Source organism: Microbacterium sp. PMB16 (genome assembly GCF_051294855.1).
Lineage (GTDB): Bacteria > Actinomycetota > Actinomycetes > Actinomycetales > Microbacteriaceae > Microbacterium.
This window is the reverse complement of sequence record NZ_CP145908.1, coordinates 3,957,625-3,969,215: the sequence shown is the minus strand read 5'-3', so window position 1 is coordinate 3,969,215 and position 11,591 is coordinate 3,957,625. Positions and strand designations below refer to the sequence as shown.

Below are 11,591 nucleotides of genomic sequence, written 5' to 3'. Positions count from 1 at the left end.
GTGACGCAGCCCGAGAAGACACTGCGAGCCGTCGTGGCCGTGCCGTTGCCCGAGGAGCAGTGCCGGCTCATCGAAGAGCTCGAACCGCGGCTCGCCGTCGTGCGCGACCACACGCTGATGCACCCGATGCGGGGCCCCGCAGACTGGACCGGTGATCCGGAGCACACGCGCACGCCGCACGAACAGGCCGCGTTCGATGCGATGGTCGACTCGGCCGACGTGCTCTTCGGCATCCCCGACGTCGACCCGGCAGCTCTTGCCCGCACCGTGAGCGCCAACCCGAACCTGCGGTGGGTGATGACCACGGCGGCCGGCGGCGGCGCCTCGGTGAAGGCCGCCGGACTCTCACGCGACGACCTCGATCGCGTCGTCTTCACCACGAGCGCCGGAGTGCACGGGGGGACCCTCGCCGAGTTCGCGGTCTTCGCGGTCATGGCCGGCGCCAAGGGTCTGCCCCGGCTGCTGGCCGATCAGCAGAGCCGCACCTGGCCCGATCGCTGGGAGATGCGGCAGCTCGACGAGATGACGGTGCTGATCGTCGGTCTCGGCGGGATCGGGGCAGAGTGTGCTCGCCGATTCCACGCGCTCGGTGCCACGGTGTGGGGCACGACGCGATCGGGGGAGCCGGTGGAGGGCGTCGACCGGCTGGTGCCGCTCGACGACCTCGTCGAGGCAGTGCAGCGCGTCGATGCGATCGTCGTGACGCTGCCGGGGACCGCGCAGACCCGTCACCTGATCGGAGAGGACGTGTTCGCCGCCGCGAAGCCCGGCATGATCCTCACCAACGTCGGCCGGGGCACCGTCGTCGACGAGGCCGCGCTCCTCCGGGCGCTCGACGACGGACGTGTGTCCTTCGCCGGTCTCGACGTCTTCGAGGAGGAACCCCTGGCTGAGGCGTCACCGCTGTGGGCGCATCCTCAGGTGCTGGTCAGTCCGCACACCGCGGCGCTGAACTCGCGCGAGGCGGAGCGCATCGCCCGGCGCTTCGCCGAGAACGCGACGCGTCTGCTCGACGGCCGAGAACTGCGGGCAGTGGTCGACACGGTCGAGTTCTACTGAGCCGGATCTCCCGCTCGGACCGCAGGCCCGAGGGAATCAGTCCTTGCGGTAGCCGGAGCGGCCCATGGAGAACAGGGCGGCGAAGCTGCCCACGATGGCGCACACGGTCATCGCGCCGATCACCCAAAGGAGTACGTGCGAGAGGAAGGCGCCGTCGAGCATGAGATTCTCCGTGATCTGCAGAAAAGGACCGGTGTCACCAGCCTATCTGCTCATCCGGTACCATTGAGCTTGTACCTCGGCGAGGGATGTCTCTGCGCGTGCGCTGGCATCCGTTATCGACGCGGCGAAGCAAGCCCGGTGGCTTTCCTCACGCGTCTGCGTTCGAGCTCACAATTCCAAGACCACCGCGCGGCGCCTTCGCTGCGTGTCCCGAAGGAGAACCTCATGTCTGAAGACACCAAGGTCCACGCCGAGCTCCGCGAGAGCTTCGGCAAGGGCTTCGCCCGTCGCCTCCGCGCGGCCGGCAAGATCCCCGCCGTCATCTACGGCCACGGCACCGAGCCGGTGCACGTCGCACTGCCGGGCCACCAGGTCGGACTCATCATCCGCCGCGCCAACGCGCTGCTGGAGCTCGACATCGAGGGCAAGGAGCAGCTCGCCCTGGTCAAGGACGTCCAGAAGGACCCCGTGCACCAGGTCATCGAGCACATCGACCTGCTCGTCGTGCGCAAGGGCGAGAAGGTCACGATCGACGTCCCGATCCTCGTGACCGGCGAGCCCGCTCCCGGCACGATCGTCAACCAGGACGCCAACACCCTCTCGATCGAGGCAGAGGCCACGCACATCCCGCAGAACCTCGAGGTCTCCGTCGAGGGTCTGGAAGAGGGCGCGCACATCACCGCCGCAGACGTGAAGCTCCCCAAGGGCTCGACGCTGCTGGCCGACCCCGAGGTGCTCATCGTCGCGATCTCCGTGCCGGCCGAGGTTGACCTCGGTGAAGAGGGCGAGACCGCTGAGGGCGCCGAGGGTGAAGCAGCCGCCGAGGGCGAAGCAGCCGCTGAGGATGCCGCCGCGGAGTGATCTCCGACTGATTCACCGCAGAGGGGACGCGATCCGATCGCGTCCCCTCTGTCGTATCCTGACCAGGTCCCCGCGTGGGACGCGGCACGAAAGGACGAGGGCATGTCATCCACCTGGCTGGTGGTGGGTCTGGGCAATCCCGGCCCCCGCTACGAGAGCACTCGGCACAACGTCGGTCAGATGGTCGTGGACGAGCTCGCCGGGCGTCGCGGGGAGAGCTTCCGCGAGCACAAGGGCGGCGCGCGCGTCGTCGAGACCTGGCTGCGCCCCGGGGCCGACAAGCTCGTGCTCGCCAAGCCGAACTCGTTCATGAACGTCTCCGGCACGCCGGTGGCGGCTCTGGCGCGCTTCTATTCGGTCGCCGCGGACCAGATCATCGTCGTCCACGACGAACTCGACATCCCCTTCGACACGGTGAAGCTGAAGACCGGCGGAGGACACGGCGGGCACAACGGGGTCCGCGATATCGCCCGTACTCTCGGCACCGCGGACTTCCCGCGAGTGCGCGTCGGCATCGGTCGCCCGGTCGGACGCCAGGATCCTGCCGACTGGGTGCTCTCGCCGTTCGGCAAGGACGAGCGGCCGAATCTGCCGATCCTGGTGTCAGACGCCGCCGATGCGGTCGAACTGCTCGTGGCCGAGGGACTGCTCGCCGCACAGCAGAAGCACCACGCGCCGCGCTGAGGCGCGGGGCGGGTCAGCTCGTGAACTCGACGAAGCCCGCGGCGCTGCCGGTCGAGAACGCGACGAGCAGCACCACGAAGAAGATCATCGGTGCGAGCACCGCGACCACCAGCGCGCCGATCCCGGCACCGCGGCCCTGCTTCTTGCGGATGGCGATGATCCCGATCACGATCGCGGCGATGCCGAGGATCGTCCCGGTCCAGAAGGACAGCTCAGCCCACAGCACCTGATCACGAGCGGGCGAGAGGACGCTGAGCACGTCGTCATTCGTCGTCGTGATGCCCTGCGGAAGACGGCGCCCGATCTCGAAGCCGGCGACGCCGACCACGATCGGGGTCACGACGGCCGCAACCACGGAGAAGATCAGAGCGAGGAGACCGAGGAATCCGGAAGAACGAGGGGCCGTCTCGGGCACGGCATAGGCACCGGCGGGCGCCGCGTAGCCGCCGACGGGGACCTGGTAGGCGCCCGGAGGGGCGGCTTGGGGTGCAAGTTGAGGGACGGCCTGGGGTGCAGGTGCCGATGGGTAGGCGGGTGCGCTCTGGTACGCCGGGGGAGCCGGCGGTGCCGGGTGATAGGCCGGGGGAGGGGGCGGGACCGCTCCTGAGGGCACAGGCGGAACGGGAGGCACGGCACCGGACGGGGGCGGGAGCTGCGGATCGGTCACGACCCCCATCCTAAGGGCCTGCAGCAATCAGACGCGGCGGAGCAGTCCGACGCGGTCGTACACGTCGGACAGAGTCGCATCGGCGACGGCATCCGCCCGCCCGGCATTCTCCGCGAGGATGCGGTCGAGCTCGGCAGGGTCGTCGAGAAGCTCGAGGGCACGGGCACGAACGGGTTCGAACTCGTTCACCACGACCTCGGCGAGACCCTTCTTGAAGTCGCCGTATCCGCGGCCCGCATACTCGTCTTCGATCGCCGCGACCTGACGACCCGAGAGAGCCGCGTAGATCGTCAACAGGTTCGAGACGCCGGGCTTGTTCTCCCGATCGAAGCGCACCGATCCTTCGTTGTCGGTCACGGCGCGCATGATCTTCTTCGCCGACTTCGCGGGATCGTCGAGCATCCACAGGACGCCCGCATCGCTCTCCGCCGACTTGGACATCTTCGACGTCGGGTTCTGCAGGTCGTAGATGCGCGCGGTCTCCTTCTGGATGACCGGCATCGGTACCGTGAACGTCGTCCCGAAGCGCGTGTTGAAGCGCTCCGCCAGGGTGCGGGTGAGCTCGACGTGCTGCTTCTGGTCGTCTCCGACCGGGACCACATCCGTCTGATAGAGCAGGATGTCGGCAGCCATGAGCACCGGGTACGTGAACAGGCCGACGCTCGTGGCGTCCTGTCCGTACCGGGCCGACTTGTCCTTGAACTGGGTCATCCGGTTCGCCTCACCGAAGCCGGTGATGGTGCTGAGGATCCAGGCGAGTTCGGCGTGAGCGCGCACATGCGACTGCACGTACAGCGTCGACTGCGAGGGCTCGATGCCCGCGGCGATGTACTGCGCGGCCGTGCGGCGCGTCTTCTCGCGCAGCTCCTTCGGATCCTGCGACACGGTGAGGGCGTGCAGGTCGACGACGGAGAAGTACGCGTCGTACGAGTTCTGCAGATCCCGCCACTGCAGGAGCGCGCCGATGTAGTTACCGATCTGGAGGGAGTCGGCGGAGGGCTGCATTCCGGAGTACAGGCGAGGTTTCGTCACGGTGTCAATCCTATGCGGGCGTCGGAGGGGTCCGCGCGCCGCCGCGTCTACGCTGGGGTCATGAAGCTCGTTCACCGGACCGCACGGACGTCCCGGCACCGAGATCGCGCGCTCTACGTCGAGATCCTCATCGACGCGCCGCTCGAGACGGTCTGGGACCTCACCCAGAATCCCGAGCAGCACGCACGCTGGGACGGTCGGTTCACGGCGATCACGCCGACGCAGCGTCGGGCCGACGGGGCACAGGAATTCCGATACGAACTGGATCTGAAGGTGCACACGATCCGCGGCACCGGCGTCTCTCTCGGCGACCGACACGGACGCGGGGGAGAGCGCACCTCGGCTCTCGCCTTCGACACCGAGGACCGGCTCTCCCCGCTGGGAACCGGTCGCGGGTACTGGCGCTACATCCCGACCCCCGACGGCGTCCGCTTCCTCACGGGCTACGACTATGCGCCGGGGTGGGGCTGGGCCGGCCGCATCCTCGATCCGCTCGTGACGCGCCGGTTCGTCTGGTGGCTCACCGCCTGGAGCTTCGATCGCCTCCGGCTCTGGGCGGAAGAGGGGGTGCCGCCGGAACAGACCCGGTGGTGGCGATCGCTTCTGCCCGGTCGGCGACCTCGCGCTCGTGCTCGACAGTGCCTGTCGCGCCCGGCCAGGACCGGCGGCCGCACCATCATGCAGCACGCGCCGGCCTCACTCGCGACGGTCAGTCGATGAACGCTCGCCCTGGCGTGTTCGAGCGGGCGCTCGGTGCAGACTTCGCGCGTCTGCATCCGCAGATGCAGCGTCGCTTCGGTGTGGGCGTCGACGCGGGCTACGGCTGCGTGGGCCGCGGTGTCATGTCCGAGATCCGGCGCGGCCCGTGGTGGACGCTCCCGTTCCTCGCGATCGGCACCATGCGGAACATCATGTTCCCCGAGCGCGGGCGGAACATCCCGTTCCAGATCGACAACTTCGCCTACATCGACAGCCTCGGGCGGGAGACCGTCACGTTCGTGCGGACGATGACGATGCGACCGGGGCGGCGTCGCCGGTTCGACGCGACGATGATCTACAGCGACGCTCGAGGGCGTGTCGTCGACTACCTCGGCACGCATCAGCACCTCGCGGTGGACCTCGACCTGGGCGTCACCGAGGACGGCGGCCTGCGGTTGACGTCGGGTGAGCAGCGCTTCTACGAGGGCCCGATCGCCTTCCGCTTTCCGATGCTGTTCAGCGGGCGCGCGCAGCTTGTCGAGCGATTCGACGATGAGCGGGGATGCTTCGTCATCGATCTCGAGGTGCGCAACGATGTGCTGGGCTTCCTGTTCGGCTATCGGGGGAGTTTCGAGTGCGACTTCCCCGATAGCACCGCGCTGCCGGAGACGGCGAAGCCTGTGCGCGAAGAGGTGCGGGAGTGAGCGCGCGGGGCGAGGTCTTCTTGGCTGCGCTCGGAGCCGACGCCGAGCGCCTCCATCCCGAGATCCTGGCCCAGCTGCGGGCACCCGTCGCCGTCGAACGCGCGGAGGGCGTCTTCGCCGTCGCGGGAAGCCCTTTCGGTCGGCTGGGTGCGCTGGCCCGGCCTGTCGTCGGACCGCGGATGCTGGTGACCAGGCACGCGCGCGACGTCCCCTTCACCCTCATCACACGCCCAGGTCGCAGCGCGACGGGACGGGCGACGCTCGACACGATTCGAGAGTTCCGCTTCCCCGGGGCGACGCAGTTCATCACCGACCGGCTCACCGAGAGCACCGTTCCGGGACTCGTCCGCAATGTGCTCGGCATCCGCGGGCGGGTCGAGCTCATCGAGGCATGCAGCGTGACGGACCGGGGCGCACTCCGGATGCGGACGCGTCGGGTGGCGCTGCGCCTGCGGGGCCGTCGGTTCGCCCTGCGCGGCATCCTGGGCATCTCCGTCGACCTGGAGGACGGATGGGACGAGGTCCACGGTCGTCGCACCATCGACATGCGCGCCCGCAACCCGCTGTTCGGCACCGTTCTCGAATACCGCGGCTGGTATCGGCACCTCGACGAGGCGGAACCGCCGACCCCGTAGAAAGCGATGCTGGCGGTCCGACGCCGTGGCTGGGAGAGTGTCCTCCATGACCCGCTTGCAGAGCGATGCGCCGCGAGGTGGCGTCCGTATCGTCGGGCTCGTCCTCACTGTGGTGGTGGGCGTGCCGTTCGTATTCTTCGTCTGGATCGCGCTCAGCAGCCGTTTCGCAACGGGGTCCGGCGATCCGCACGGTTACGGGCTCATCTTCGGTACTTTCCTCGCGCTCGTCGCGGGAATCCTGCTCGCGATGGTCGTGCCGTTGATGTTCCCCACCGCGCGGCGAGGCAACGCGTACCTGGGCAGCCTGATCGGCTACGTGATCGTGGCTGCAGGCCTGGTCGTCTCGCTCCTCACCGCCTGAGCCCCGTCCCGGAGCGCTGCTCGCCGTGACGCTCAGTACGTGTAGTCGACGACGACCGGCGCGTGGTCGCTCCAGCGCTGGTCGTAGGCGGCAGCGCGAGCGACGTGGTACGTCTGTACGCGCTCGGCGAGCGCCGGCGTCGCGAGGTGATAATCGATGCGCCAGCCCGAGTCGTTGTCGAAGGCCTGGCCCCGCATCGACCACCACGTGTAAGGGCCGTCGACCTCGCCGTGGAACCGACGACCCACGTCGACCCAGCCGAGGCCCGTGCCCACGGAATCGTCGACGCCGGTGATCTGCGCCCCCGCCTCTCCGAGGAAGCGGTCGAAGTAGGCGCGTTCGCGCGGGAGGAAGCCCGCTTTCTTGCGGTTGCCGCGCCAATTCTTGATGTCGAGCTCCCGGTGCCCGACGTTCAGGTCGCCGGTCACGAGCGCCAGCGCATCGTCGGCGCCGAGCTCGGCCAGACGCGTGCCGAACGCGTCGAGGAACTTCCACTTCTCGTCCTGCTTCGGCGTATCGGCTTCGCCGGAGTGCACGTAGGCGCTCACGACGGTGATCGGTCGGTCGCCGATCACGAAGTCGGCCTCGATCCACCGCCCCTTCGAATCGAAGTCGTCGGGGCCGAGGGCGGTGCGGGATGCCAGCGCGGGCGTGCGGCTGGCGATCGCGACGCCGGCTCGTCCCTTCGCGGTCGCCTCATCGTGCACGAACGACCATCCGGGGAGTGCGGCCTCGAGGTGCTCGTCCTGCCCGCGGACTTCTTGGAGGGTGAGGATGTCGACGTCGGCAGCATCCAGCCAGGAACTCATGCCGTTCCGAGCCGCAGCGCGGATTCCGTTGACGTTGACCGTGGCGATACGCAGATGAGGCATGATTCTCAGCCTAGAGGCGGGATCGGACATTCTCCGATTCGGCCGGTGCCGCGGTTTCGAGTGCAGCGAGCTCGGCCTGCGCCTCTCTCACAGTCCGCGCAACCTGCCAGGCGCGGTACCACGGCGCGCCGTCCCGGGCGGCTTCCGCCTCTCGCACGCGGATGCGTGCTGCCAGCAGCAGCGTCTGGTGCTCTGCCGAACGGCGCTCCGCCTCCGTCAGCGTGAGCAGGGGCAGATCGCGATCCTGCGCAGTGACCGCGATCCAGGAAGACGCCACTAGCATCACGACGCCGTTGACGCGGAACCACAGCAGAAGGCCCACGAAGATCGCGAACGTGGCGAGCAGCGGATTCGTCGGGGTGTAGCTGAGGAGGAACCCCGCCCCGAACTGGAGGATGGTCATCGCGCCACCGCCCAGAAGCGCGCCCGGCCAGATGGTGCTCGCGCGCAGCGAGGTGCCGGTGAGGAAGCGCACCATGGCCGCGAGAGCAGCGGAGAGCAGCGCGAACGAGACCAGGACGGTGCCGATGCGGATGCTGAGGTTCAGTCCGTCCGATCCGGCATCCCATCCGAGCAGGCTCAGCGCCCAGGTCAGCACTGCAGCGCTGGCCGAGCTGAGTACCGAACCGGCGATGAGCGCGATGCCGAAGATCAGTGCGGCGAGCAGGTCTCGCGCCTTCAACAGCACGTAGCTGCGCAGGTCGGGCGGCAGACCGAAGATGTCCCTGGTCGCCCGGCGTGAGAACGTCACCCAGCCGATCGCGGTCCAGATCACGGTGCCGAGGGCGATCAGGCCGGTGACGCTCAGGACTCCGGTGGTGTTGGCGGCGATCTCCTGCACCTGAGCGGGCGTGAAAACGCCTCCCGGGTCCTGGATCAGGTTGGGGATGTAGCTGTTGATGAGATCGATCACGCCGGCGACCGCCCCGGCGCTGCCGCCGAGCCAGAGGCCCGCGATGGCGAAGGCGAGGTAGATCGCGGCGAAGATGGCGAAAAGCGCCTGGTAGCTCACCCCCGCGGCGAGCAGGAATCCGTTGTGCTGCAGGAAATGGCGCCAGACGCGCACGGGGAACAGCGCGAGGGTTCGATGCGTCAGCGCGGTCGCGCGATCGACGGCCGCATCGAGGCGACGGCGCTCGAGGGGAGCACCAGCGGGATCAGACACCTTCTCACCCTATCCACACGCAGGAACGGGCGGACTCCCTGAGGAGCCCGCCCGTTCTCGTCGTGTCGCGAAGTGAGTCAGCGCCGTCCGCGCAGGACCGCCTGCTTGACCTCGGCGATGGCCTTGGTGACCTCGATGCCGCGGGGGCACGCCTCGGAGCAGTTGAAGGTCGTGCGGCAGCGCCAGACGCCTTCCTTGTCGTTGAGGATGTCGAGACGCACGGCCGCGTTGTCGTCGCGCGAGTCGAAGATGAAGCGGTGCGCGTTCACGATCGCCGCGGGGCCGAAGTACTGGCCGTCGGTCCAGAACACCGGGCACGACGAGGTGCACGCGGCGCACAGGATGCACTTGGTGGTGTCGTCGAAGATCTCGCGGTCGGCGATGGACTGGACGCGCTCCTTGCCCTTCTCCGGCACCGAGTTCGCGACCAGGAACGGCTGCACCTCGCGGTAGGAGGCGAAGAACGGCTCCATGTCGACGACGAGGTCCTTCTCCAGGGGGAGGCCCTTGATCGCCTCGACGTAGATCGGCTTCGAGATGTCGAGGTCCTTGATCAGCGTCTTGCAGGCCAGGCGGTTGCGGCCGTTGATGCGCATGGCGTCGGATCCGCAGATGCCGTGGGCGCAGGAGCGGCGGAAGGTCAGCGAACCGTCGACCTCCCACTTGATCTTGTGCAGCGCGTCCAGGACACGGTCTGTGGAGTAGAGCTCCACGTCGTAGTCGACCCAGTGCGGCTCGGCGTCGACCTCGGGGTCGAACCGGCGGATGTTGAACGTGACGATGAAGGACTGGATCGCGGTCTCTTCGGCCGAGTCTGCGGGGGCTTCAGCGATGGCGGTGGACATGCTCAGTACTTCCTCTCCATCGGCGGGTAGTTGAACTCGCCCTGCTCGTTCTTCGTGAACACGACCGGCTTCCAGTCGAGCTTGATGTGGTCGCTCGGGGTCGACGAGTGCGGGTCGCCGGTGAGGTAGGCCATCGTGTGCTTCATGTACTTCTCGTCGTCTCGCTTCGGGAAGTCGTCGCGCATGTGGCCGCCGCGGCTCTCCTGGCGGTTCTGTGCCGCGTAGACGACGACCTCGGCGATGTCCAGGAGGAAGCCGAGTTCGACGGCTTCGAGCAGGTCTGTGTTGAACCGCTTGCCTTTGTCGTCGACGTGCACGTTCATGTAGCGGTCGCGCAGCTCCTTGATGACGCCCAGCACGTGCTCGAGGGACTCGTGCGTGCGGAACACCTGCGCACCCTTGTCCATCTCGTCCTGCAGCGCCTTGCGCAGCACGGCGATCCGCTCGGTGCCCTGGTTGTTGCGCAGGTCCTCGAGCATGCCAGACACGAAGGCGGCCGGGTTCTCCGGCAGCGGCACGAATTCGGCGGTCTTGACGTACTCGACGGCCTTGCGACCGGCGCGCTTGCCGAAGACGTTGATGTCGAGGAGCGAGTTGGTGCCCAGACGGTTGGCGCCGTGCACCGAGACGCAGGCGCACTCACCGGCGGCGTATAGGCCGGGGACGACGGTGTCGTTGTCGGCCAGCACCTCGGCATCGTTGTTCGTGGGGATGCCGCCCATCGCATAGTGCGCGGTCGGCATCACGGGCACCGGCTCGACGACCGGGTCGACGCCCAGATACGTGCGGGCGAACTCCGTGATGTCGGGGAGCTTCGTCTCGAGCACCTCGGCGCCCAGATGGGTGCAGTCGAGCAGCACGTAGTCCTTGTGCGGTCCGGCGCCGCGGCCCTCCGCCACCTCCTGGACCATGCAGCGGGCGACGATGTCACGCGGCGCGAGGTCCTTGATGGTCGGCGCGTAGCGCTCCATGAAGCGCTCACCCGAGGCGTTGCGCAGGATGGCGCCCTCGCCTCGCGCGCCTTCGGTGAGGAGGATGCCGAGACCGGCGAGGCCGGTCGGGTGGAACTGGAAGAACTCGAGGTCCTCGAGGGGGAGGCCCTTGCGCCAGACGATGCCGACGCCGTCACCGGTGAGGGTGTGCGCGTTGGACGTGGTCTTGAAGATCTTGCCGAAGCCGCCGGTCGCGAAGATGACGGCCTTGGCCTGGAAGACGTGCAGCTCGCCGGTCGCCAGGTCGTAGGCGACGACGCCGGACACCTGGGTCTTGCCGTCGGCATCCTTCACCGTCAGCAGGTCGAGCACGTAGTACTCGTTGAAGAAGTTGATGCCGAGCTTCACGCAGTTCTGGAACAGCGTCTGCAGGATCATGTGACCCGTGCGGTCGGCGGCGTAGCAGGCGCGTCGCACCGGCGTCTTGCCGTGCTCGGCGGTGTGGCCGCCGAAGCGGCGCTGGTCGATCTTGCCCTCGGGGGTGCGGTTGAAGGGGAGGCCCATGTTCTCGAGGTCGATGACCGCGTCGATGGCTTCCTTGGCGAGGATCTCCGCCGCGTCCTGGTCGACGAGGTAGTCGCCGCCCTTGACGGTGTCGAAGGTGTGCCACTCCCAGGAGTCCTCCTCGACGTTCGCGAGGGCTGCCGCCATGCCGCCCTGCGCCGCACCGGTGTGCGAACGCGTGGGGTAGAGCTTCGAGATCACCGCGGTGTTCGCGCCGGACCCGGCCTCGATGGCCGCACGCATTCCGGCACCACCCGCGCCCACGATCACGATGTCGAACTGGTGGTAGTGCACGCCGTCGCGGACGACGGAATCCTGGGTATCGGTAGTCACTTCTTCTTTAGCCTTC

14 protein-coding genes are annotated in these 11,591 nt (G+C 68.1%); 7 read left to right on the top strand and 7 right to left on the bottom strand.

The features are described from left to right. Window positions 1-1,059 (top strand): D-2-hydroxyacid dehydrogenase, encoded by a 1,059-nt coding sequence (locus V5D55_RS19115; RefSeq protein ID WP_435746160.1) that lies wholly within the window; start codon window positions 1-3, stop codon window positions 1,057-1,059. A 36-nt stretch (window positions 1,060-1,095) separates the two neighbouring features. Here the strand turns inward: V5D55_RS19115 and V5D55_RS19110 are convergent, their stop codons facing one another. Further along, window positions 1,096-1,221, bottom strand: a complete 126-nt coding sequence (locus tag V5D55_RS19110) for a hypothetical protein (RefSeq protein ID WP_435746158.1) — start codon at window positions 1,219-1,221, stop codon at window positions 1,096-1,098. A gap of 225 nt (window positions 1,222-1,446) precedes the next feature. Here V5D55_RS19110 and V5D55_RS19105 point away from each other — a divergent pair, with 225 nt between their 5' ends. Both V5D55_RS19105 and pth read left to right on the top strand, forming a co-directional pair. Then, the gene (locus V5D55_RS19105) at window positions 1,447-2,082 is read left to right on the top strand and encodes a 50S ribosomal protein L25/general stress protein Ctc (protein ID WP_435746155.1); all 636 of its coding nucleotides are present in this window, start codon (window positions 1,447-1,449) and stop codon (window positions 2,080-2,082) included. A gap of 102 nt (window positions 2,083-2,184) precedes the next feature. Then, complete coding sequence (gene pth / locus V5D55_RS19100; RefSeq protein ID WP_435746153.1) at window positions 2,185-2,766, top strand: aminoacyl-tRNA hydrolase; 582 nt, start codon at window positions 2,185-2,187, stop codon at window positions 2,764-2,766. Between the two features lie 13 nt (window positions 2,767-2,779). Here the strand turns inward: pth and V5D55_RS19095 are convergent, their stop codons facing one another. Further along, window positions 2,780-3,442 (bottom strand): hypothetical protein, encoded by a 663-nt coding sequence (locus V5D55_RS19095; RefSeq protein WP_435746150.1) that lies wholly within the window; start codon window positions 3,440-3,442, stop codon window positions 2,780-2,782. Between the two features lie 18 nt (window positions 3,443-3,460). After that, a complete protein-coding gene (gene trpS / locus V5D55_RS19090) occupies window positions 3,461-4,465 on the bottom strand; it encodes a tryptophan--tRNA ligase (RefSeq protein ID WP_435746147.1) in 1,005 nt (334 codons plus the stop codon). A gap of 60 nt (window positions 4,466-4,525) precedes the next feature. On the opposite strand from trpS, the gene V5D55_RS19085 reads away from it, so the two are divergent. From V5D55_RS19085 to V5D55_RS19070, 4 genes are read left to right on the top strand one after another with little or no spacing between them, the layout of a single operon-like run. Then, window positions 4,526-5,185, top strand: coding sequence for an SRPBCC family protein (locus V5D55_RS19085; protein WP_435746144.1), 660 nt, complete (start codon window positions 4,526-4,528; stop codon window positions 5,183-5,185). Beyond that, complete coding sequence (locus tag V5D55_RS19080) at window positions 5,182-5,868, top strand: DUF4166 domain-containing protein (protein WP_435746141.1); 687 nt, start codon at window positions 5,182-5,184, stop codon at window positions 5,866-5,868. The genes V5D55_RS19085 and V5D55_RS19080 overlap by 4 nt, the downstream gene beginning before the upstream one ends. Further along, complete coding sequence (locus tag V5D55_RS19075; protein ID WP_435746139.1) at window positions 5,865-6,503, top strand: DUF4166 domain-containing protein; 639 nt, start codon at window positions 5,865-5,867, stop codon at window positions 6,501-6,503. The genes V5D55_RS19080 and V5D55_RS19075 overlap by 4 nt, the downstream gene beginning before the upstream one ends. Window positions 6,504-6,549: 46 nt before the next feature. Next, window positions 6,550-6,864: a hypothetical protein gene (locus V5D55_RS19070; RefSeq protein ID WP_435746137.1), complete on the top strand. Its 315-nt coding sequence runs from the start codon at window positions 6,550-6,552 to the stop codon at window positions 6,862-6,864. 32 nt (window positions 6,865-6,896) lie between these two features. On the opposite strand, the gene V5D55_RS19065 is transcribed toward V5D55_RS19070, so the two are convergent. The 4 genes from V5D55_RS19065 to sdhA form a co-directional block, all read right to left on the bottom strand. Continuing rightward, the gene (locus tag V5D55_RS19065; RefSeq protein WP_435746135.1) at window positions 6,897-7,736 is read right to left on the bottom strand and encodes an exodeoxyribonuclease III; all 840 of its coding nucleotides are present in this window, start codon (window positions 7,734-7,736) and stop codon (window positions 6,897-6,899) included. Window positions 7,737-7,746: 10 nt separating this feature from the next. Beyond that, window positions 7,747-8,901, bottom strand: a complete 1,155-nt coding sequence (locus V5D55_RS19060; protein ID WP_435746132.1) for a YihY/virulence factor BrkB family protein — start codon at window positions 8,899-8,901, stop codon at window positions 7,747-7,749. 77 nt (window positions 8,902-8,978) lie between these two features. Beyond that, window positions 8,979-9,746: a succinate dehydrogenase iron-sulfur subunit gene (locus V5D55_RS19055; RefSeq protein WP_435746130.1), complete on the bottom strand. Its 768-nt coding sequence runs from the start codon at window positions 9,744-9,746 to the stop codon at window positions 8,979-8,981. Window positions 9,747-9,748: 2 nt separating this feature from the next. Then, the gene (gene sdhA, locus V5D55_RS19050; RefSeq protein ID WP_435746128.1) at window positions 9,749-11,575 is read right to left on the bottom strand and encodes a succinate dehydrogenase flavoprotein subunit; all 1,827 of its coding nucleotides are present in this window, start codon (window positions 11,573-11,575) and stop codon (window positions 9,749-9,751) included. Between the last annotated feature and the right edge of the window lie 16 nt (window positions 11,576-11,591).